Annotated in this window: 27 protein-coding genes; 19 read left to right on the top strand and 8 right to left on the bottom strand. The window is 72.1% G+C overall.

Translation table 11 applies throughout. From position 1 onward, the window contains the following. Positions 1 to 42 precede the first annotated feature (42 nt). The 6 genes from ACFYT9_RS23000 to rsmI form a co-directional block, all read right to left on the bottom strand. A complete protein-coding gene (locus tag ACFYT9_RS23000) occupies positions 43 to 984 on the bottom strand; it encodes a 4-(cytidine 5'-diphospho)-2-C-methyl-D-erythritol kinase (protein WP_389166671.1) in 942 nt (313 codons plus the stop codon). Then, positions 981 to 1,853 carry a 16S rRNA (adenine(1518)-N(6)/adenine(1519)-N(6))-dimethyltransferase RsmA gene (gene rsmA, locus ACFYT9_RS22995; protein WP_376603654.1) on the bottom strand — a complete coding sequence of 291 codons (873 nt, stop codon included), beginning with the start codon at positions 1,851 to 1,853 and terminating at the stop codon, positions 981 to 983. Before rsmA ends, ACFYT9_RS23000 begins: the two co-directional genes overlap by 4 nt. 35 nt (positions 1,854 to 1,888) lie before the next feature. Continuing rightward, positions 1,889 to 3,199: a ubiquitin-like domain-containing protein gene (locus tag ACFYT9_RS22990; protein WP_389166668.1), complete on the bottom strand. Its 1,311-nt coding sequence runs from the start codon at positions 3,197 to 3,199 to the stop codon at positions 1,889 to 1,891. Positions 3,200 to 3,350: 151 nt separating this feature from the next. Beyond that, positions 3,351 to 4,220, bottom strand: a complete 870-nt coding sequence (locus ACFYT9_RS22985) for a TatD family hydrolase (RefSeq protein ID WP_387271424.1) — start codon at positions 4,218 to 4,220, stop codon at positions 3,351 to 3,353. Between the two features lie 113 nt (positions 4,221 to 4,333). After that, the gene (locus ACFYT9_RS22980) at positions 4,334 to 4,753 is read right to left on the bottom strand and encodes a hypothetical protein (protein ID WP_389166665.1); all 420 of its coding nucleotides are present in this window, start codon (positions 4,751 to 4,753) and stop codon (positions 4,334 to 4,336) included. 173 nt (positions 4,754 to 4,926) lie between these two features. Next, a complete protein-coding gene (rsmI, locus tag ACFYT9_RS22975) occupies positions 4,927 to 5,772 on the bottom strand; it encodes a 16S rRNA (cytidine(1402)-2'-O)-methyltransferase (RefSeq protein ID WP_376604516.1) in 846 nt (281 codons plus the stop codon). Positions 5,773 to 5,863: 91 nt separating this feature from the next. On the opposite strand from rsmI, the gene ACFYT9_RS22970 reads away from it, so the two are divergent. The 3 genes from ACFYT9_RS22970 (at position 5,864) to ACFYT9_RS22960 (ending at position 8,826) form a co-directional block, all read left to right on the top strand. After that, positions 5,864 to 7,621, top strand: coding sequence for a dolichyl-phosphate-mannose--protein mannosyltransferase (locus ACFYT9_RS22970; protein ID WP_389166662.1), 1,758 nt, complete (start codon positions 5,864 to 5,866; stop codon positions 7,619 to 7,621). A 180-nt stretch (positions 7,622 to 7,801) separates the two neighbouring features. Beyond that, complete coding sequence (locus ACFYT9_RS22965) at positions 7,802 to 8,245, top strand: GntR family transcriptional regulator (RefSeq protein WP_389166659.1); 444 nt, start codon at positions 7,802 to 7,804, stop codon at positions 8,243 to 8,245. An 11-nt stretch (positions 8,246 to 8,256) separates the two neighbouring features. After that, positions 8,257 to 8,826, top strand: coding sequence for an HD domain-containing protein (locus ACFYT9_RS22960; protein WP_389166657.1), 570 nt, complete (start codon positions 8,257 to 8,259; stop codon positions 8,824 to 8,826). On the opposite strand, the gene ACFYT9_RS22955 is transcribed toward ACFYT9_RS22960, so the two are convergent. Further along, entirely contained in the window at positions 8,814 to 9,287 is a 474-nt protein-coding gene (locus ACFYT9_RS22955; protein ID WP_389166654.1) for an NUDIX hydrolase, read from the bottom strand. The two genes, ACFYT9_RS22960 and ACFYT9_RS22955, sit on opposite strands and share 13 nt — an antisense overlap. Continuing rightward, positions 9,284 to 10,054: a helix-turn-helix domain-containing protein gene (locus tag ACFYT9_RS22950; protein WP_389166652.1), complete on the bottom strand. Its 771-nt coding sequence runs from the start codon at positions 10,052 to 10,054 to the stop codon at positions 9,284 to 9,286. The genes ACFYT9_RS22955 and ACFYT9_RS22950 overlap by 4 nt, the downstream gene beginning before the upstream one ends. A 635-nt stretch (positions 10,055 to 10,689) precedes the next feature. On the opposite strand from ACFYT9_RS22950, the gene ACFYT9_RS22945 reads away from it, so the two are divergent. The 16 genes from ACFYT9_RS22945 (at position 10,690) to ACFYT9_RS22870 (ending at position 20,876) form a co-directional block, all read left to right on the top strand. Beyond that, positions 10,690 to 11,148 (top strand): protein kilB, encoded by a 459-nt coding sequence (locus ACFYT9_RS22945; RefSeq protein ID WP_389166650.1) that lies wholly within the window; start codon positions 10,690 to 10,692, stop codon positions 11,146 to 11,148. Positions 11,149 to 11,270: 122 nt separating this feature from the next. Continuing rightward, positions 11,271 to 11,468, top strand: coding sequence for a hypothetical protein (locus ACFYT9_RS22940; RefSeq protein ID WP_389166647.1), 198 nt, complete (start codon positions 11,271 to 11,273; stop codon positions 11,466 to 11,468). A 154-nt stretch (positions 11,469 to 11,622) separates the two neighbouring features. Next, entirely contained in the window at positions 11,623 to 11,889 is a 267-nt protein-coding gene (locus ACFYT9_RS22935; RefSeq protein ID WP_389166644.1) for a DUF6284 family protein, read from the top strand. Further along, on the top strand, positions 11,886 to 12,170 hold the full coding sequence (locus ACFYT9_RS22930; protein ID WP_389166641.1) for a hypothetical protein: 285 nt from the start codon (positions 11,886 to 11,888) through the stop codon (positions 12,168 to 12,170). Before ACFYT9_RS22935 ends, ACFYT9_RS22930 begins: the two co-directional genes overlap by 4 nt. Next, positions 12,167 to 13,306: a conjugal transfer protein gene (locus ACFYT9_RS22925; protein WP_389166638.1), complete on the top strand. Its 1,140-nt coding sequence runs from the start codon at positions 12,167 to 12,169 to the stop codon at positions 13,304 to 13,306. The genes ACFYT9_RS22930 and ACFYT9_RS22925 overlap by 4 nt, the downstream gene beginning before the upstream one ends. Beyond that, entirely contained in the window at positions 13,303 to 13,638 is a 336-nt protein-coding gene (locus tag ACFYT9_RS22920) for an RRQRL motif-containing zinc-binding protein (RefSeq protein WP_389166635.1), read from the top strand. Before ACFYT9_RS22925 ends, ACFYT9_RS22920 begins: the two co-directional genes overlap by 4 nt. Positions 13,639 to 13,654: 16 nt before the next feature. Continuing rightward, a complete protein-coding gene (locus ACFYT9_RS22915) occupies positions 13,655 to 13,927 on the top strand; it encodes a hypothetical protein (protein ID WP_389166632.1) in 273 nt (90 codons plus the stop codon). A gap of 13 nt (positions 13,928 to 13,940) precedes the next feature. Then, entirely contained in the window at positions 13,941 to 14,327 is a 387-nt protein-coding gene (locus ACFYT9_RS22910) for a DUF6251 family protein (protein WP_389166629.1), read from the top strand. 83 nt (positions 14,328 to 14,410) lie between these two features. After that, positions 14,411 to 14,620 carry a DUF6257 family protein gene (locus ACFYT9_RS22905; RefSeq protein ID WP_389166626.1) on the top strand — a complete coding sequence of 70 codons (210 nt, stop codon included), beginning with the start codon at positions 14,411 to 14,413 and terminating at the stop codon, positions 14,618 to 14,620. Positions 14,621 to 14,706: 86 nt separating this feature from the next. Continuing rightward, positions 14,707 to 16,896, top strand: coding sequence for a cell division protein FtsK (locus tag ACFYT9_RS22900; RefSeq protein WP_389166624.1), 2,190 nt, complete (start codon positions 14,707 to 14,709; stop codon positions 16,894 to 16,896). A 141-nt stretch (positions 16,897 to 17,037) separates the two neighbouring features. Further along, entirely contained in the window at positions 17,038 to 17,289 is a 252-nt protein-coding gene (locus ACFYT9_RS22895; protein WP_389166621.1) for a hypothetical protein, read from the top strand. Between the two features lie 37 nt (positions 17,290 to 17,326). Further along, complete coding sequence (locus ACFYT9_RS22890; RefSeq protein ID WP_376597496.1) at positions 17,327 to 17,515, top strand: hypothetical protein; 189 nt, start codon at positions 17,327 to 17,329, stop codon at positions 17,513 to 17,515. Positions 17,516 to 17,679: 164 nt separating this feature from the next. After that, a complete protein-coding gene (locus ACFYT9_RS22885; RefSeq protein ID WP_389166765.1) occupies positions 17,680 to 18,519 on the top strand; it encodes a DNA primase in 840 nt (279 codons plus the stop codon). Beyond that, positions 18,516 to 18,803, top strand: coding sequence for a hypothetical protein (locus tag ACFYT9_RS22880; RefSeq protein WP_389166619.1), 288 nt, complete (start codon positions 18,516 to 18,518; stop codon positions 18,801 to 18,803). Before ACFYT9_RS22885 ends, ACFYT9_RS22880 begins: the two co-directional genes overlap by 4 nt. Further along, positions 18,800 to 20,341, top strand: coding sequence for a YfjI family protein (locus ACFYT9_RS22875; protein ID WP_389166616.1), 1,542 nt, complete (start codon positions 18,800 to 18,802; stop codon positions 20,339 to 20,341). The genes ACFYT9_RS22880 and ACFYT9_RS22875 overlap by 4 nt, the downstream gene beginning before the upstream one ends. A gap of 310 nt (positions 20,342 to 20,651) precedes the next feature. Beyond that, complete coding sequence (locus ACFYT9_RS22870) at positions 20,652 to 20,876, top strand: helix-turn-helix domain-containing protein (protein WP_389166614.1); 225 nt, start codon at positions 20,652 to 20,654, stop codon at positions 20,874 to 20,876. Positions 20,877 to 20,888: the final 12 nt, after the last annotated feature.

Below are 20,888 nucleotides of genomic sequence, written 5' to 3'. Positions count from 1 at the left end.
CGCGTGAGTACGGCCTCAGGGATCGCGTCGCGAGGCCGGGGTTCAGAGGAGCGTCGCGCCCGCCGCCGGGGAGGTCGCCACGTGGGCCGCGCGGCAGGTGCCGGAGGCGACGAGGGCGGCGGCGACCGTTTCGGCGGCCTCCGCGTCCTTCACCAGGAACGCCGTCGTCGGGCCCGAGCCGGAGACCAGGGCGGCGAGGGCGCCCGCCTCCGTGCCGGCCGTCAGGGTCGCGGCCAGCGACGGGCGCAGGGAGAGCGCCGGGGCCTGGAGGTCGTTGGCGAGGGCGCCCGCGAGGGCCGTGGTGTCGCCGGTGCGCAGGGCCTCCAGGAGGACCGGGGACGCGGCCGGCTCGGGGACCTCGGTGCCCGCGGTGAGGCGGTCGAACTCGCCGTACACGGCCGGTGTGGAGAGCCCGCCGTCGGCGACGGCGAACACCCAGTGGAAGGCTCCGCCGACCGGCAGCTCCGTCAGCCTCTCGCCCCGGCCGGTGCCGAGCGCCGCCCCTCCGACGAGGCTGAACGGCACGTCGGAGCCGAGTTCGGCGCAGATCTCCAGGAGCACGTCACGGGGGGTGTCCAGACCCCACAGGGCGTCGCAGGCGAGGAGCGCGCCGGCGCCGTCGGCGCTGCCGCCGGCCATGCCGCCGGCGACCGGGATGGCCTTGGCGATGTGGAGGTGGACGTCCGGGGAGAGGCCGTGCCGGGCGGCGAGGAGCTCCGCGGCGCGGGCGGCCAGGTTGGTGCGGTCGAGGGGGACCTTGTCCGCGTCGGGGCCCTCGCAGGTGATCGTCAGCCGGTCGGCGGGCACCGCCGTCACCTCGTCGTACAGGGACACGGCGAGGAAGACATTGGCGAGGTCGTGGAAGCCGTCGGGGCGGGCGGCGCCGACCGCGAGCTGGACGTTGACCTTGGCCGGGACCCGTACGGTCACGCCCTTCCCGCCCCGAGAGCCCTTCGCGCCCCGGGAACCGTCCACGCCGTTCATGCCTTCGCCTCCGCGATCCGCGCGAACTCCTCCACCGTCAGCGACTCGCCGCGCGCCTGCGGCGAGATCCCGGCCTTCACCAGGGCCTCCTCGGCGGCGGCCGGGGAGCCCGCCCAGCCCGCGAGGGCGGCCCGCAGGGTCTTGCGGCGCTGCGCGAAGGCCGCGTCGACGACCGCGAAGACCTCCGCCTTGGTGGCGGTGGTCGCGACCGGCTCGGCGCGGCGGACCAGGGAGACGAGACCCGAGTCGACGTTGGGCGCGGGCCAGAAGACGTTGCGGCCGATGGAGCCGGCCCGCTTCACCTCGGCGTACCAGTTGGCCTTGACGGAGGGGACCCCGTACACCTTGTTGCCCGGTCCGGCGGCGAGCCGGTCGGCGACCTCGGCCTGGACCATGACGAGGGTCCGCTCGATGCTCGGGAAGCGGTCGAGCATGTGCAGCAGGACGGGCACGGCCACGTTGTACGGGAGGTTGGCGACGAGCGCGGTCGGCGCCGGGCCCGGCAGCTCCTGGACGAGCATGGCGTCGGAGTGGACCAGCGCGAAGCGGTCCTTCCGCTCCGGCATCCGCGCGGCGATCGTCGCCGGCAGCGCGGCGGCGAGGATGTCGTCGATCTCGACGGCGGTCACCCGGTCGGCGGCCTCCAGGAGCGCCAGGGTGAGGGAGCCGAGGCCGGGCCCCACCTCGACGACCACGTCCTCCGGGCGCACGCCCGCGGTGCGGACGATGCGCCGGACGGTGTTGGCGTCGATGACGAAGTTCTGGCCCTTCTGCTTCGTGGGGCGCACGCCGAGGGCGGCGGCCAGCTCACGGATGTCGGCGGGGCCGAGGAGGGCGTCGGGGCCGTCGGGGCCGGTGGTGGTGCTCACCGGTACAGCCTAGGGCCTGTCCGGAGGGGCGGGCCTCATCCGAAGAGCCGGCGCCCGCAGTGCGGCCACGGGCCCGCGCCGCGCTGCACGTAGAGCTTCTTGGCGCGGAAGGTCTGCTCGGCGGCGGGGGCGTCCTGGGCGACGCCGGAGCCGCCGAGGGAGCGCCAGGTGCCGGGGTCGAACTGGTAGAGGCCGCCGTAGGTGCCGGAGGGGTCGACGGCGGTGGGGCGGCCGCCGGACTCGCAGGCGGCGAGGGCGCCCCAGTCCAGGCCGTCGGCTCCGGCGACGGAGGAGGGCAGCGCGCGGGTCCCGACGCGGACCTTGCGGGAGACCGGCTCGCGGACGATCTCCTCGCCGGTGCGGCGGGGTTTCTGCCGGACGCCGTTGACGGACCGGAGGTGGTACGTGATCCGGCGCAGGCCCGGTACGCCCTGCCGTTCGACGACCTCGGTGCCGGCGAAGAGGGCGGGGTCGCGGACGCGCTCGACGGCGTACGGGATCGCCTCCTCGCGGGTCTGGGTGGAGCCGGTGATCCGCAGCACGGTGACGGTCTGGCCGTCGCGGGGGAACGTCTCCCGGGGCACGGAGGTGGTGTCCTCGCCGCCGAGGGTGATGCCGGCCTCGTCGAGGGCCTCGCCGACGGTGGCCGCGTTGGTGCGGACCGTCCGCTCGCGTCCGTCGGCGAGGAAGGTGACCGCGCGTTCGGTGCGGACGTCGAGGGCGAGGCCGCCGCGGGAGATCGGCGCGGAGCGGGAGACCGAGAGGTGGGCGCCCTCGGCGCGGACGCCGAGCTGGCGCAGGGCGCCCTCGACGGTGTCGGCGGTGGTCCACACCTGGCGGCGGTGTCCGTCGAGGGTGAGGGCGACCGGCCGGCCGTACCGGAGGACGAGCTCGTCGCCGCTGGCCAGCGGCGTGCCGGGGGCGGGGGCGACGAGGTCGTGGGCGCCGACGGTGAGGCCCTCGTCGGCGAGGAGCTCGTCGACGTCGTCGGCGAAGGTGTGCAGGGTGCGGGGGACGCCGTCGACGGAGAGCCGGATCGCCTTGTCGTCGGCGACGAAGGCGGTGGTGCCGCCGGCGAGGAAGGCGACGACGAGGGCCTGCGGGACGAGCCGGCGCAGCCCGTCCCCGGCGGTGGTGCGGGCGGGCTTCCGGCGCCGGGCCGCACGCCGGGCGGCGGCCCGGCCCTGCGCGGGGACGGGCGCGGAGGCGGCCGTGCCGGGGGCGGGCGCGGGGGCCGCGCCGGGCGGGATGACGAGGGGCGCCGCCTGGGTGGGCTGCTCGTGGACGGGCAGCGTGGCCGCCGCCCCCCGCCGTCCGGCGCGGTGACTGCCCTGGGAAGTGCTCACGAGGCCGGGACCCTAGCCCCGCCGTCGGTCACTCTCCAAAACGACGCGACTACCACACGTAACCGTTATGGATCGGTGATGGTGAGCTCCGGGGGACGCCGGGGAGCCAGGGGACGCCGGGAAGCCGGGGTACGCCGGGGGCCGGGCCCGGTCAGTAGTCGAAGGCGCGGGCCGTGTTCACCGCGATCGCCTCCGCCATCGCGTTCTCGTCGATGCCGCGCACCTCGGCCATGGCCCGGACGGTGACCGGGATCAGGTACGGGGCGTTGGGGCGGCCGCGGAAGGGCGCCGGGGTGAGGAAGGGTGCGTCGGTCTCGACCAGGACGAGGCCGAGCGGGGCGACGGCGAGCGCGTCGCGCAGCGGCTGGGCGTTCTTGAAGGTCACGTTGCCTGCGAAGGACATGTAGTAGCCCTTGGCGGCGCAGATCTCCGCCATGGCGGCGTCGCCGGAGTAGCAGTGGAAGACGGTCCGCTCGGGGGCGCCCTCCTCGTCGAGGACGCGCAGCACGTCGGCGTGGGCCTCCCGGTCGTGGATGACGAGGGTCTTGCCGTGCCGCTTGGCGATCTCGATGTGGGCGCGGAAGGAACGCTCCTGCGCGGCCATGCCCTCGGGGCCGGTGCGGAAGAAGTCGAGCCCGGTCTCGCCGACGCCGAGGACGTGCGGGAGGGCGGCGAGCCGGTCGATCTCGGCGAGCGCGTCGTCGAGCGCCGCGTCGCCGCCCGCGTCGCGGGCCCCCTGCCGCGACCAGCCCTCGGGGTCCCCGAGGACGATCCTGGGGGCCTCGTTGGGGTGCAGGGCGACCGCCGCGTGCACGTGCTCGTACCGCTCCGCGGTCTCGGCGGCCCACCGGGAGCCCTTCACGTCGCAGCCGACCTGCACGACCGTCGTCACGCCGACGGCGGCCGCCTTGGTCAGCGCCTCCTCGACCGTGCCGGACTGCATGTCCAGGTGGGTGTGCGAGTCCGCGACCTCGACCAGGAGGGGTTCGGGCAGCGGCGGCGGGGCGTCCTTGGAACTCATGGCCCCGATCGTACGAGGGCCATGAGCGGGTCCGCGCGGCGGTTCACGCGTGCTGCCGCCGGCGCGGGTTCTCGATGGCGGGTTCGCGGTAGCGGGTTCTCGCCGGCGGGATCTCAGTGGCGGGAGCGGAAGGGGTGGAGCAGGTCGGAGAGGTGCCAGTGGTGCGGGACCGGCGGCCGGTCCTCGTCGCCCTCGGTCAGCTCCTGTCCGATCGGCCCTGCCGCGGAGACCGGAGGGGTCTCCTTCGCGCCGCGCCCGTGGTGTTCCATCGACGCGATCAGGTCGAGCACGGTGGACACCTGTCCGGCGCGCATGATCCGCACCACGTGACCGCCGCAGTTCATGCAGGTCGGGTTCGAGAGCGGGGAGGGCACCCGCTCCCCGTCCGCCTTGTAGACGACGAACGCCTGACCGCGGGCGTCCGTGTGGTGCTCGATGTCGTAGGACTGCTCCCAGCCGTACCCGCACCTCATGCAGGCGAAGGCGTACGCCTCATGCGCGACGGGCGTTCCGGTGCCGGTGGTCTCGCTCATGCCAGCTCCTCTCCACTGGTCCCAGTGGACGCCTTTTCGGGCCGGAGCGCATCAGCACGGAGGAAAGCATGAAGCGGTTTTTGGCGTTCCCTTGCCAAACGCTCCGCAAAGGCTCCCGGCGGCGGATTCGGCTTTGCCTTAAAGATTAGTCCTTTACCGTTTCCCGGGCCTTTTCAGGACGCGTTCTTTGCCGCCACGACGGCATCGAACACCTCGCGCTTGGGCAGCCCCGCGTCGGCGGCGACCGCCGCGATGGCCTCCTTGCGCCGCTCCCCCGCCTCCTCGCGCACCCGCACCCTGCGCACCAGCTCGGCCGCGTCCAGTTCCTCGGGGCCGGTCTCCGGGGCGCCCTCGACGACGACCGTGATCTCGCCGCGCACGCCGTCCTTCGCCCAGGCCGCCAGCTCGGCCAGCGGGCCGCGCTTCACTTCCTCGTACGTCTTCGTCAGCTCGCGGCAGACGGCGGCGCGGCGCTCGGCACCGAAGACCTCGGCCATCGCGTCGAGGGTGTCGTCGAGCCGGTGCGGGGCCTCGAAGTAGACGAGGGTCCGCCGCTCGGCCGCGACCTCCTTGAGCCGGCCGAGGCGCTCGCCCGCCTTCCGCGGCAGGAACCCCTCGAAGCAGAACCGGTCGACCGGCAGCCCGGAGAGCGCGAGCGCGGTGAGCACGGCGGACGGGCCGGGGACCGCGGTCACCTTGATGCCGGCCTCGACGGCGGCGGCGACCAGCCGGTAGCCGGGGTCGGAGACGGACGGCATGCCCGCGTCGGTCACCAGCAGCACCCGCGCGCCGCCGGTCAGCGCCTCGACCAGCTCGGGCGTGCGGGCGGACTCGTTCCCCTCGAAGTACGACACGACCCGGCCGGTCGTGTGCACGCCGAGCGCCCGGGTCAGCCCGCGCAGCCGGCGGGTGTCCTCGGCGGCGACGACGTCCGCTCCCTCCAGCTCGGCGACGAGCCGGGGCGGGGCGTCCGCGATGTCGCCGATGGGGGTGCCTGCGAGTACCAGCGTTCCTGTCACCCCGCCATCCTCCCAGCCCGGAGCGGCTGCTCGGGGACACCCCACCGCCCGGACAGGCGACGCGCACAGACGCAGTCCCTACGATGGCGCGGTGACCCGTACCGCACCCGAGGCCCCGGAGGGCCAGATCGCGATGGCACCGAACGTGGCCGAGCCGTCTTCGTGGCAGCTCCGGCTGCGCCGCTTCGGTTACCGTCCGCCCGCCACCGGCACGCTCTCCCTCGGACTGCGGGACCGGCTCGACCCGCCGTACACCCGGCCCTCGGAGAGGGTCATGTCGCTGCTCGGGCTCGGACCCGCCGCGGCCGACCGGCTGTGGCGGCTGGCCGCGTGGGGCGGGCCGCTGCTGGTCGCCGCCGTCGCGGGCGTGCTCCGGTTCTGGAACCTGGGCAAGCCGCACGCGGTGATATTCGACGAGACGTACTACGCGAAGGACTCGTGGGCCCTGATCAACCAGGGGTACGAGGGGGCGTGGCCCAAGGACGTCGACAAGTCGATCCTGGCGAACCCCGACGCCGTCGCCATCCCGACCGACCCCGGCTATGTCGTCCATCCGCCGATGGGCAAGTGGGTGATCGGCGTCGGCGAGAAGATCTTCGGCTTCGAACCGTTCGGCTGGCGCTTCATGGTGGCGCTGCTCGGGACGCTCTCCGTCCTGATGCTCTGCCGGATCGGCCGCCGGCTGTTCCGCTCGACCTTCCTCGGCTGCCTCGCCGGCCTGCTGCTGGCCGTCGACGGCCTGCACTTCGTGATGAGCCGCACCGCGCTCCTCGACCAGGTGCTGATGTTCTTCGTGCTCGCGGCCTTCGGCTGCCTGGTCCTGGACCGGGACCGGACCCGGAAACGGCTCGCGGCGGCGCTGCCGGAGGACGAGGAGGGGGTGCTGCGGCCCGACGCGGACCTGGCGGACCGGCTGCGGCTCGGCTGGCGGCCCTGGCGGATCGCGGCCGGTGTCATGCTGGGCCTGGCGGCGGCCACCAAGTGGAACGGCCTGTACGTCATGGCGGCGTTCGGCCTGATGACCGTCCTGTGGGACGTCGGCGCCCGGCGCACGGCCGGCGCGGTCCGCCCGTACCTCGCGGTGCTCAAGCGGGACCTGCTGCCGGCGTTCGTGTCGGTGGTGCCGGTGGGTCTGGTGACGTACCTGGTGACCTGGACCGGCTGGATCGCCGGCGACAAGGGCTACTTCCGCGACTGGGCCGCGAAGCAGGACGCCCTGCCCGGCGGCCCCGGCGTCTGGTCCTGGCTGCCGGACTGGCTGCGCAGCCTGTGGCACTACGAGTACGAGGTGTACAAGTTCCACGTGGGGCTCACCTCGCCCCACACGTACGAGTCGAACCCCTGGTCCTGGATCGTCCTCGGCCGCCCGGTCTCCTACTTCTACGAGTCCCCCGCCCCCGGCACCGCCGGCTGCCCCTCCTCCGCCACGGAGAAGTGCGCCCAGGAGATCCTGGCCCTCGGCACCCCGCTCCTGTGGTGGGCCGCCTGCTTCGCCCTCCTGTACGTCCTCTGGCGCTGGGCCTTCCGCCGCGACTGGCGCGCCGGCGCGATCGCCTGCGCGGTGGCCGCCGGCTGGGTCCCCTGGTTCCTCTACCAGGAGCGCACGATCTTCCTCTTCTACGCCGTCGTCTTCATCCCCTACCTGTGCCTCGCGGTCGCCATGATGATCGGCGCGATCATCGGCCCGAAGGGCGCCACGGAGAGACGCCGCACCTTCGGCGCGGTGGCGGCGGGCTGCCTGGTCCTGCTGATCGTCTGGAACTTCATCTACTTCTGGCCGATCTACACGGCGACCCCGATCCCGATGGACCAGTGGCGGGCGCGGATGTGGCTCGACACCTGGATCTAGCAGGCCGAAGCGAGAAAGAGGGCGCGACCACTAGTCGCGCCCTCTTGGCTGTTGTTGGTGGCCGTCGGTGGCCCCCGGCGGCCCTGAGACGGCCCACAGACGGCCCGAAGCGGAGCCCGCCCTCCCCTGAGCTGCCACGTGCGACCCTGGCAGCAACCGATGTTCACGAAAGGAGGTGCCGTGCCGGAGGCCAGCCCGCGCGGAACCTATCTGCTCATCGCCGATGCGTTGCGAAGGGACATCGAGGAGAGGCCGGACGGAGACGCGCTCCCGTCCGAAGCCGCTCTCATGCGGACGCATGACGTCTCGCGCAACACCATCCGGCGCGCGCTCAAGACCCTGGAGGCGGAGAAGCTCGTCACCTCCGTTCCAGGGGCCGGATGGCGGGTGTCCAGCAAGCCCATCAGGCCGCTCATCAACCGCATGACCGATCTGATCGCGGAAGGGTCGCTGGCGGTGGGAGACGCATACCCGTCGGAGTCGAAGCTCTGCGAGCGCTTCGGCGCCTCCCGCACGGCGGTCCGGCATGCCCTCGCTCAGATGGAGGGAACCGGCCTGCTCGCCACAGTCCACGGCAAGGGCCGCACCGTTCGCGCTCTCCCGACGAACCCGAAGGATACGTAGCCTTGGCACCCATGGGGCTTACCGAGTGGGCGTACTCGCTCTCCGAATCGATGTTGTCCGAACCGTTGCCGCGCCGCTGGGCGCACTCCCTCGGCGTCGCCAAGCGGGCCCGATCCTTGAGCCCGATCCTCGGCCGTGACGCCGAGCTGCTGGAAGCCGCGGCCGTCCTGCACGACGTCGGCTACTCCCCCTCCATCGCCACGACCGGCTTCCACCCGCTCGACGGCGCGCGGTTCCTCCGCGACCAGGAAGGGGCCGATGAACGAGTCGTACGGCTCGTGGCCCATCACTCCTGTGCACTCCTGGAAGCGGAGGAGCGAGGACTCCGGCATGAGCTGGAGTCCGAGTTCGAGCTGGAGCGGCCGGAGCTGGTGGACGCGCTCATCGTCTCCGACATGACGACGACCCCGGACGGCGAGCACACGACGCCGGCGGCTCGGTTGGACGAGATCGTGCAGCGGTACGGACCGGACACGATCGTCGGCCGCTTCATCCAGCGGGCGGCTCCGGAGATCTACGCCGCGAACGAGCGCGTAGAACTCCGGCTGACTACCGCCGCGGCCGGCACTCAGCCGATGTAGGGCTCCCGTCGGGTCTCGTCCAGGCCGTGCGCGATGCGGAGCCGCATCGACGGGTGAATGTCCAGGCCATCGAGGTCCGCCGGATTCACCCAGCGGACCTCCTTCGATTCGCTGCTGGTCCGGAGAGCGCCCCCGACCGGGTGGGCCCGGAAGCAGATGGAGAACTGCTGCCGCACCTCACCGTCGTCATAGGCGAGGACGTGGCCGGGGTCGGTGTAGAGCCCGACGATGTTGTCGACCTCGACATGAACCCCGGTCTCCTCCTCCACCTCACGGACGGCGGTGTCGCCGATCCGCTCGCCGATATCGTGGCCGCCGCCGGGAAGTGCCCACAGGTCGTTGTCCGTCTTGTGGATCAGGAGAAGGTGCCCGTGGTCGTCGCGGACCACAACCGTCACGGACGGCACTACCGAGTTGGCCTTGGGCGCCTTGGGGTCGCGGAAGTAGTCGATCCGACTCATGCGTCCGATCCTCGCAGGTCGGTGGGCGAGGAGATGGGGCGGGCGCTTTCCCAGACGCGTTCGACGCTCTCCGCGTAGGCGTCGAACAGTTCTCCTCCGGGGACGCGCTGGAGGTGCAGGACCGGTGCCATGTAGGCGCCGACGCCGTACAGGTGCCCGTTCGCGAGCATCACGTCATCGGCACGGTAGATCGAGTTGTAGAGCGTGGTGGAGTGCAGCCGGAACTCCACCCCTGGAAGCCTGAACAGCGGCGCGTAGTTCACCAGCGCGTTGCGAATCTTGCTCGCCATCGCACCGCCGATGCCCTCGTCCTCGCCGCGCACGGCGACGGCGGCCGAGTCGGGGTCGCCGAGCATGAACCGGATCCGTAGGCCATCGGCCGACTTCTCCTTCACCACCTGGTGGAACGCAGCGTCCTCGGTGAGCCAGAAGCCCGAGTAGACCAGCACGTCGAAGTGCCGCGTGGCGCCGGCGTAGAGCTGCGGCCAGAGCCGATTCGGCACGACCGAGCGGTGCGGGTACAGCTGGACCAACTCGGCGTTACCCGCCTCAGTCACCTCGGCCGACGTCCGTTCCTCGGGCCAGAGGTAGGACACCTCCCGTCCGAGGAGGGATGCCGTCGCGTACTTGTACCGGCGGTACGGCTGACGCTTGGGCTCATTGACCCAGCGCTCCACGGTCTTCGCCGACACCCCCAGTCGCTCAGCGATCTGGTCCAGCGTCATACCGCTTTCGACGATCGCGCCGCGCAACCGTTCGTTGGCCATGCCGTGCACTCCCCCCTGAGGGACGACTTGGGACGACTTCACCGTAGCTAAGACGTCCGCGAGTTGGTCAAGCACGGGGTTCGTCGTCGTGCCTGTTCAAGCCACGCTTAAGGCACCTCGTTGGGGCGGACTCGCGAAGTCGAAAAAGCCGAAGGACTTGACGCCGCGAACCATCCACTCCATCCTGAGGAACAGGTACTACATGTACCTTACGCCCGGAGGGCTCCGTGTAGACGGGTCGGCTCGATGGAAGCGCCTGGTGCTTGAGAACTGAACAGCGTGATCCACCGCAGTACGACGGCCGTGAGAACGCCGGCCGAGGCGAGTGGAGACCAGCCGATCGAGACCGGGCCCGCGTCACATCCGGGCCCCACACCCCTCATAGGGGGACACGCAGTCGGCTCTAAAGAACCGCGTGGCCGACATTGACGCCGCAACGCGCTCCGGGAACTCGGACCTCCCCGGGGTCAGCGGCACCACGCGAATCGGAGGTCCGACGCAGTACCCCACGACTTCCGCAGCTACTCGGCTGCGGCCGGTTGCCTCCTCCGCCCGTCCGGGCCCCTCGCGGGGTGCCGTACGGGCGGGGCTGAGGGGAGCCGGAAGCTCCGTACCCGCCGCTTGGAGGAGTCGCCATGGAAGCTGTCCTGACCAGTGTGATCGCCGTTGTCGGTACCCTGCTCGGCGCCCTGGTGGCCGGGCTGTTGCAGTACCGGCTGACCCGCCGGGAGCGAGTGGCGGTCCAAGCCGCCGACTTACGCCGTGAGCGGCTTGCCGCCGTGACCGCCCTGGTGTCGGCGCTGGCCGAGCACCGCCGGGCGATGTGGGTCCGCGAGGACCTGAGGCTGAACGGCGCCGACGCGGCGGTCTACGAGCAGGCGCGGGCCGCGAGCCACGCGACCCGGGCCGCGATCACCGCCCCGCTCACCGCCGTGCAGATCCTCGTTCCCGCCCTGGCCGGGCAGGCGGCAATGGCCGCCGGCGCCGCTTTCAGCCTGCGTCACGCTGCCGACGCCGACGCGCTCAACGCCGGTCGGGACGCGGCCATCGCTGCCGCCGACCAGCTCGTGCTCGCCGCTGCCGGCGCGCTCTGACCTTTCTCAGCCCCGATGGTCGCAGGCCGGGTTCGACTCCCGGCCGGGGCACCACGGCCAGGGTCCGAACCCCGGTCGGGCACCGCCGCACCGTGCGGCTTCCACACGACAAGGAGTCAGTCATGGGTCTGTTCCGATCCTTCGAGCGTTCCAGCGACCCCGAGGTCGACCAGCAGCACTCGGACCGCTGCTCGATGGCATACGCCGAGGACGTCTACGCCGAGACCGCCAACAAGTACGGCGAGAACTCCTGGGAGGCCCACACCGCCGATCTCGCGGTGCAGGCGGAGAGGGCGAACTACCGCAAGCACTACAGCTGACCGGCCGCACTTCAGCCCCGATGGTCGCAAGGCCGGGTTCGACTCCCGGCCGGGGCACGGGCCCGCCTCATCAAGAGGAGGGCCCCCGGAGCTGCAACTCCGGGGGCCCGAGCGGGCCGCACCTACCCCTTATGCGTGAAGGGAGCACGACCCAATGAAGTCCATCGCTGCACTTCAGGCCGTTGTTACGGCCGTCCCGTTCGACGGTGAGCCGTCGGACGCGGAGCTGGACGCGATCGAGCAGGAACTCCCGCTGATCCTGGCGGAAGTCGACCTGCTCGACGCGCAGATCATGACCCTGGACCGTCCGGTCACCGAGCTGGACGAGCGGCGGATCCGCCGGGCCCGTAACCGGGTCCTGGCCGAGCGCCGCGACCTCACCAACCGCGCCGGCCTGGTCCAGTCGGGCGGTGCCGCATGAGCAAGCGCGACCCGCTCCCGGCCGACGTCGCGGACCTGCTGACGGCAGTCGTGGAAGCGCTGGACCTCCCGATCCCGTCGATCGAGACCGCCGACGAACGCAAGCACTACCGGCTGCTCGAAAACCGCACCATGCACGCCCGGATCGCCCTGCAAAGCCTGCTGCGCCACCGCGCCCACCCGGACCTCGCCGACGACGCGGCCTACATCCGCCGCTGCACGGCCGAGCACCCGGTCACCTACACCCCCTACAAGTCCGACCGGATGGAGGCGGAGGGATGACCGCCGACACGGGCAGGGAGCTGGGCACGCTCCAGAGGGTCGTGCTCGGGGCGGCATTCGTGCCGATGCTGGCCACGGGCGGCGCCGGCGGGTACGGCACCTACACCAACATCAAGGCCGCCTACGGCTCCGGCACCGCCGTCGGCGCCGTCGCGGCCGGCGAGGGCGCCACCGCCGTCCTCGCGATCGTCCTCCTCGGCCTGACGCTCCTGGGGCAGTCCTCGCCGCGCGTGATCCGGGCGGGGCTGTGGGCTCTTCCCGCAGCCGCAGCGGCGATGTCCGCCACCGCCGCCACCACCCCGGGCGAGATGGTCATCTACGCCCTCACCCCCATGGGCATGACCGCCTCCGCCGAGGGTGCGGCGTTCCTGGCCCGGCGGATCGTCGTCTACCGCGACGGTCGCGACGCCGAGGCCGAAGCACACGCCGCGAACCTGGTTCAGGCCCTCGCGTATCAGCGGGCCATGTCCGAGCGGCACCCCGACCCGAAGGTCCGCAAGAAGGCCGAGCTGGAATCCTGGAAGCTCGCGAAGAAGGTCGGCGCGGGAGACATCGTCCTGGGCACCCGACTGGTCGACGCCCAGCGCGAGAAGGTCACCGACGGCGCCCACGCCGCCCTCTCCGCCATGTTCGGCGCCACCACCGTGGCCCCCGTTCTCACCGGACCGGTCGAGCCCGAGCAGACCCTCACGGTGGAACTGGAGATCGACCGGTCGGGTCGACCGGTCGACCCCGCGAATACGGAGGAATCGGAATGGACCGGTACGGAACGGTCTACCTCTGACCAGCCGCTTCCCGCTCTCGAACCCGCCCCCGCCGACCCGGCGCCGGGCGGGGAGGAAGAGTCCACCCCGCCCGCTTCGGTCGAGTCGACCGGTCGAGCGGCCATGCGGGTCGTCGCCGCCGAACAGTCGACCCCGGCCGACCGGATCACCCGCCGAGTGCCGGACGCGGCGAAGACGCCCGTACCGCGCCGCACACGGGAAGAACTCCTCGCCGAGGCTCGGCAGCTCACCGAGTCGTGGCCGGTGGAGAACCTGACGGCCGACCGGATCCGGCGGGCGGTACGCACGTCACCGGAGAAGGGCCGGTGGCTGCGCGAGACCCTGCGGGCCGAGCGCGGTGAGGCCGCGTGAGCACGCTCCCGGTCTACCGCTGGCGGCTCGCCCCGGAAGGTTTGGCGACGCTCCGGCAGCTCCGCGCGCTCGGGCTGCGGCCGGGTGGTTCGCCGGTCGTGGCCCAGCTCGAACGGCCCCGCCGCCGACGCGAACCGCTGGTCGCCTACCTCTACCGCATCGACACCGCCAAGCCCGTGCGGCCGATGACCCCGGCTAAGCGGGCGGCCCTGGAGCGGGCGAACGCCGCTCGCCGACTCTGCCCGGAGTGCGGGCGGGACGCCGGATACCGCATCCCCGCCTCGCTCGGCATGTGCACCCCGTGCGCCTTCCCCGACACGTCCGCTGCCTGACCTGAGGAGTCACGCCATGCGACCCGTCACCCTGTACCGCCTGTCCCGCCGCAGCGACGCCGACCGCACCGGGCACTACCGCCCGGAGCGGCTGACCGTCCACACCGCCCGCGGCTGCATCAGCGCGGCCCGCAAGGGCGTCGACACCGTCCACGTCTACGAGACCACCGACCGCGACGGAAACAGCCTCCACATCGCCCACGTCCACCAGAGCTTCAGGTACTGGGACACCGGCGCGTTCATCACCGAGATCTACGAGATCCCCACCGCAGCCCTCACCACCATCTGACCAGGGGGGAACCGTGAACAACCTTCCCGAGCCCGCCCCCGTCGTCCGGCTCCCGGACGGCACCTACACCTACGCCGATCACCTCCCCACCCCCATCCAGTCGGGGCCGGTGCCGCAGGTGATCCACCAGCACATCCATCAGGCGCCGCCGGACCGCACCGTGCAGCGGATCGCGCTCGGCTCCGGGATCGGCGCCGGTACCGTCGCCGCCGGCGTCTACTTCGGCCCCCTCCTCGTCGGGGCACTGACCGCGATCGCCGCGAACCTCGCCCTGCTCGCGTTCCTCGCCGTCGCCATGACCTGGGGCGTCGTCTCCGTCGTGAAGTCCATCGGCGGCACCGACGGCGCGAACGCGGCGAAGAACGTCGGCAAGACCGCGAAGTCCCTGCGCCGCCGCTGACGGCTGCCCGACCACCCCCGACCCGCACCGGTCGGGGGTGGAAGGGGAGCCGGGACAGCCCCGGCCCCGGAAGGGACCTGATCGTGGCCAGCAGCAAGTGCAACGAGTACGACCCCGACCACCCGCCTCTGACCGTCGGCGAGGGCGTGAAGTTCGGGCTGCTCATCGCCCGGATGGCCAAGCGCGGCATCGCGGGCGAGGGCGTCTACCAGGGCGACTTGGAGAAGAAGGTCGACCGCATTCTCGACGGCGCCCGCGAGCGCGCGGAGAAGAAGCTGCGCGACGGCAAGTAGCTGTGCCCCGGGGGCGGCCGACAGCCGCCAAGCACACCGGCCGCCCCCGGGCCTTTCGTGTTCCCTCACATGGAGAGGACGTTTCAGTGAAGCACCCCGACGACGACCACGAGCTGTTCGCCCGGCTGGAAGCCGAGATGACCGCCGACCAGCCGACCGACGACGGCGGCGCCGAGGTGGTCGACCTCGGCAAGGCCCGCGCCGCCCGCCAGACCACCACCGAACCGGCCGAGCCGGACGACCCGACCGGTCGGCTCGTGGTCGACCAGCCGACCCCCGCCGCGACCGGACCGGGCTACCTCGGCCGACTGGCCTCCGCCAAGCGCCGCGACGTGGTTCCGGTCTGGCTGCGGTCTACCTCTGAACTGCGCACCGCCGCCGGGTGGGTGGCCCGCCACTACGCTCACACCGTCGGCTACCACGCGCTCCGCACCCCGGTCTACGCGCTGCGGCTCGCGCTCCAGTCGCCTACCGGTGCTGCCCGGTTCGTCGGCGGGGCGATCCGGTGGGTGGCCGACCGGGAGGGTGAACCGGTCCGGGCCGCCGCCGTCCGGCGGGAGGACGCGGCCGAGTACCTGCGCCTGTCGTCCCAGCGCGACGACCGGGTCAAGCTCCGCACCCTGATCGCCGCCGTCGCCACATTCATCGGCGCCACGGTCGCCCTCGCGATCTACGTGCTCGCGCCGGGCTGGCTCCAGACCGTCTCGGTCGGTCTGGTCCTGCTCGCGCTCGGCTGGGCCGGCCGCAAGGCCGACGCCCCGGTCGTCCACCGCGCGGTCGAGATCCCCAAGGCGTCCAAGCTCACCTCCGACATCGTCCTGCGGGCCCTCGGCGCCCTCGGGATCCCGGCGATCAACCAGGCTCAGGGGAAGGGGCGGGACGGGTTCGAGTTCACCGCCCCGATCACCCGCGACGGCCCCGGCTGGCGCGCTCAGGGCAACCTCCCCTACGGCGTCACCGTCGCCGACGTCATCGAGCGCCGCGAACGCCTCGCCTCCGGCCTGCGCCGCCCCCTCGGCTGCGTGTGGCCCGAGCCCGCTTCGGAGGAGCACCCCGGGCACATGGTGCTGTGGGTCGGTGACCAGGACCTCACCAAGGCGAAGAAGCCCGCGTGGCCGCTGGCCAAGTCGGGCGGGGTGGATCTGTTCAAGCCGGTCGCCTACGGCACCGACCAGCGCGGACGCTGGGTCGAGGTGACCCTCATGTACATCGCCGGGGTGATCGGCGCGATCCCCCGCATGGGCAAGACGTTCCTCCTGCGCCTGCTCCTGCTGATCGCCGCGCTGGACCCGCGGGCGGAGCTGCACACGTACGACATGAAGGGCACCGGCGACCTCGACCCGGTCGGCAACGCCGTCTCCCATCGGCACGCCGCCGGCGACGACGACGAAGCCATCGGCTACGCGCTCGCCGACCTGCGGGCCGTCCGCGAGGAGCTGCGCCGCCGTACCAAGGCGATCCGCGCGCTGCCCCGCGACATCTGCCCGGAGTCGAAGGTGACCTCCCAGCTCGCGGACAAGCCCTCGCTCGGCCTGCATCCGATCGTGATCGGGGTGGATGAGTGCCAGGTGTTGTTCGAGCACGCCGAGCACGGCAAGGAGTTCGAGGAGATCTGCACCGACCTCGTCAAGCGCGGCCCCGCCACCGGCATCGTGCTCATGCTCGCCACCCAGAGGCCCGACGCGAAGTCCCTGCCCACGGGCATCTCGGCGAACGCCGGCGCCCGCTGGTGCCTGAAGGTCATGGGCCAGACCGAGAACGACATGGTCCTCGGCACCTCCGCCTACAAACGGGGGGTGCGGGCCACGATGTTCGCCTGGGGCGACAAGGGCATCCACTACTTCGTCGGCGAAGGCGCGGACGCCCGAATCGTCTCCTCCGTCTACGTCGACGCCCCCGGCGCCGAAGCCATCGCCGCCCGAGCCCGCACCGCCCGCGAAAAGGCCGGCCTGCTGTCCGGGTACGCCATGGGCGAGGCCCCGGAGGTCGTGACCGGCCCGGCGTACGACCTGCTCGCCGACATCCTCGCCGTCGTCCCCGCCGCCGAGGCCAAGGTGTGGTCCGAGACTGTCGTCGCGCGGCTCGCCGAGCTGCGGCCCGATGTCTACGGCGGGTGGGAGACCGACGCGCTCGCCGCCGGCCTCAAGCCGCACGGCATCTCCACCGTGCAGGTGGGCCGCCGGGTGGACGGCAAGGTCGTCAACCGCCGGGGCATCGCCCGCGCCGACATCACCACCACGATCGCGGAGCGTGACGGAAAGCGGGACGTGGGATGACCTGCCGGAGCCGCTAGCGCTAGCGGCAGCCCTCGCTAACGTTAGCGGCTCCGCTAGCGCCCCAAACCCGCTCTGAGCTGGCTGCTAGCGGATAGCGGCCCATCTGCGAAAACCCCTGGAAACCGCCTGGGAGGGCCCGTCATGACCCCTGCCCTGCTCGCTATCGCCTGCCTGCTCACCGTCACCCTCGGTTATGTCGGGAAGTGTATGGCGTCGCCGTTCGGCGACTGCCGCAAGTGCCACGGACTGGGCCACGCGCTCAAGAGCGACCGCAAGGGACAGCCCAAACGCGGCAAGGACTGCCGCCGCTGCCACGCCACCGGCAAGCGCATACGCATCGGCCGCTGGCTCTACAACCGCGCCTCCCGCACCTACCGCGCCGGCACCCGCTGAACCCACCACTCCACCTCGCGCTGAAGGAGGTTGCGGCATGGCCGTGACCATATCCCTGGTCTTCCTCTTCGGACTCGTCCTGTTCTTCCTGCTCCGCTCCGGCTCCCTCGGCTACGGCTCCGCGTTCACCGCCGCCGGATTCGGGTTCTTCCTCGCCTCCACCGGCGCCGCTGGGCCGATCAACCAGCTCGCCAACGCCGTTCTCGACGCCGTCGGCAACCTCTGACCCACCCACACAAACGCCGAGGGCGGCCCCCTCATCTCGCCAAAGACCGGGGCCGCCCTCTTCTCCTGATCTAGCTGACCGGAGGACTACAGCATGACCCATCCGAACCAGTCCCGACGAGACCACGCGGTGGTGGCCGCGTGAACAGCCTCGCCATCAACGCCATGGCCCTCGCCGACGGCCACCTCCCCGTCCTGCCCCTGGGCGCCGACAAGCGACCCCTCGGGAACTGCCCGGACTGCGCCGACCTGGCGTGCGGCGGACGGCCGAACATGAAGACGCCGGGGCTGTGCGTGTGCCCGTGGCCGTGCCACGGCTGGGCCGCCGCCACCACCAACCCCAGCGTGCTCGCCTCCCGCCAGTGGGGATTGGCGTGGCGGCGGGCACGGGCGATCGGCTACCACCCCGGCGGCGCCCTGGTCACCGTCGTCGACCTCGACAACGCCGACGCCGTGGAGTGGGCCCGCACCACCCTCCCGCCCACCACCACCGTGGAGACGACGCGCGGGGAGCACTGGATCTACCGGGGTGCCATGCGCTCCGCCAACAAGGTCCGCCCCGGCGTCGACATCAAGTCCCTGATGTCCTACGCCCGCTGGCTCGGCCCCGGCACCGGCCCGATCGCGGTTCTGCCGCCGACCGTCCTCGCCCTGGTCGAGAGAGAAGAGTCCACCCCCGCCCGCGCGGCCGTGGACTCTTCCACCCCGACCCGGTGGGACCGCAGCGTGGCCACCGGCTGTCGCCACACTCCGGCGTTCGTCCAGACCGGCCTGGAACGTGGCCTCGACAACATCCGGGCCCACCCCGAGCAGGGCGCCGGCACCGCCGCCTACGGGGCCGCTCGGTTCCTCGCCTCCCGGCACACCGCCTGCCCCGGCCCCTGCGGGCTCGACGGCATCGCCGAGGACCTGATCGCCGCCGCCATCGCCGTCGGCGTCCCGGCCCCGTACGCCCGCCGGTGCGTCACCAACGGGATGAACGCGGCCCTGGGAGCCGTCGCATGACCGCCCGACCGCCCCGGCCCGCACCGGCCGTGGGCGCCGAGAAGGTCGTCGCCGAAGGCGTCCGCTCTGGTTCTGACCCGCGCCAGGCAACCGGCCCTCGGATCCTCGCGATGCTCCACATTGGCGCGGCCGACCGCAACGCGAGCCCCACCGCGCACTCGTGGTGCTCCTGCGGCCGGGACCTGAAGGTGTTCGGACACCAGCAGGTCGCCCGGCTCGCAGACGACCACACCCGCCACCGCAGCCAGTGCCCGTTGCTCACCGAGGGAAAGGAAGCCGCATGAGCCCGCACGACCCCGAGCTGTGGGCCGGGTTCGAGGAGATGACCGCCGAGGACATCGCCGGACCCATCTGGGACGAGCCCATCCCGCTCAACCCCCGCGGCACCCTCCCGGCCTTCCCCGTCGACGCGCTGCCCGACTGGCTCGCCGCCATGACCGCGGGCGTCGCCGAGGAGACGCAGACGCCCGTCGACCTCGCCGGGTGCCTCGCCCTCGCGGTCGTCGGCACGGCCGCCGGCGGGCGCCTGACCGTGTCCGTGCGCGGTCAGTGGAGCGAGCCGGTCAACATCTACACCGCCGTCGCCCTCCCGCCCGGCAACCGCAAGAGCGCAGTGTTCGGCCTCATGACCAAGCCCCTCCTCGCCGCCGAAAAGGCCCTCATCGAGCTCACCGCGACCCAGCGGGCCGAGGCCGCAGCGGCAGCACGCATCTCGAAGGCCGCAGCCGAGCGGGCCGAGAAGCTCGCCGCGAACGCCGAGCCCGAGAAGCTGGTCGAGCTGACCGCCCAGGCCGTCGCCCTGTCCGAAGCGGCCGAGCGGGCCGTCGTCCCGGCCGAGCCGCAGCTCGTCGCCGACGACGTCACCGCCGAGTCCCTGACGACGCTCCTGGCTCAGCAGGACGGCCGCATCTCGATCCTGTCCCCCGAGGGCGAGATCTTCGAGATCATCGCGGGCCGCTACTCCGGCGCCCCGAACATGGGCATCTTCCTCAAGGGCCACGCCGGCGACATGGCCCGCGTGAACCGCCAGGTCCGCGAAGCCCAGTACATCGAGACCCCGGCCATCACCATGGGCCTGGCCGTGCAGCCGGACGTCCTGGACGCCATCGGGCAGATCAAGGGCGCCGACGGCCGCGGCCTGCTCGCACGGTTCCTCTACTCCAAGCCCGAGTCCCTCGTCGGCTACCGCAACCTCACCCCCGAACTCCTCGCCCCCGAGACCGGCGGCACCTACGCCCAGAAGCTCGGACACCTCGCCCTGACCCTCGCGGCCTGGACCGAATCCGCCACCCTCACCCTCACCCCGGAGGCGGACGCCGTCCTCCTCGCCTACCAGCGGGTCACCGAGTCCCGCCTGCGCAAGGACGGCCCCCTCTGGCCCGTCATCAACTGGGCCAGCAAGCGCGACGGCGCGGTCGCCCGCATCGCCGGGCTTCTCCACCTCGCCACCCACCCCGAGGACGCCTGGCACCGGCCCATCGCCGCCGAGACGATGGCCGCCGCCACACGGCTCGGCGACTACTTCACCGCCCACGCCCTCGACGTGTTCAACGCCATGAAGGCCGCCCCCGCCCAGGAAGCCGCCCACACGGTGCTGACCCACCTGAGCGAAACCCGCACCGCGACCTTCACCAAGCGCGACCTCTTCCGCGCGATGCCCCGCAGCGAATTCGCCGCCATGGGCGACCTCGACCCCGCCCTGGACCTCCTGGAGGAACACGGCTGGCTCCGTCAGCAGCCCCCGCCGCCCCGCAGCACGCGCGGCGGCCGGCCGCCCTCGCCCCGCTACGAGACCCACCCCCGCGTCACCTCCGCCGCCTGAAAACCCCCGAAACCGCTGACAGAACTGACAGAACCTCCCGACCAGCCGCCTGACCTGCGAAAACAAGGGTTTCCGGAGGTGTGACAAAACCTTCGAAAACTCTGACAGAACTCAAAAAACCTCCCCGGGGCCGACCCGCCCGGTCTGACAGAACCTAGGTTTTCGAGGTTCTGTCAGAGTTTTTTGAGGTTTTGTCACAGCAGTCAAAGCGGCCAAAGCGGCAGGTCAGAGGCCATACGGCGAGGTTCTGTCAGTTCTGTCAGCACTTTCCGGGGTTTCCAGCAACCCCGGACCGAGCTGAAGGAGCCTGATGGCCACCGCCAAGACGCCCCAGCCCATCACCAACCTCCCCTCCAGGTACCTCACACCCGAGGACATTGCCGCCCTCTTCGAGGTCCCCCTGGAGACCGTCTACCACTGGCGCAAGCAGCGCACCGGCCCGCCCGGATTCCGCGTCGGCCGACACGTCCGCTACGACCCCGTCGCCGTCCAGGCGTGGGTCACCGAGCAGAGCGAACTCGACGCCGCCGCCTGACCCATCCCTCAC

The organism is Streptomyces sp. NPDC004435 (genome assembly GCF_042873895.1).
GTDB lineage: Bacteria > Actinomycetota > Actinomycetes > Streptomycetales > Streptomycetaceae > Streptomyces.
This window is presented reverse-complemented; position numbering and strand designations above follow the sequence as displayed.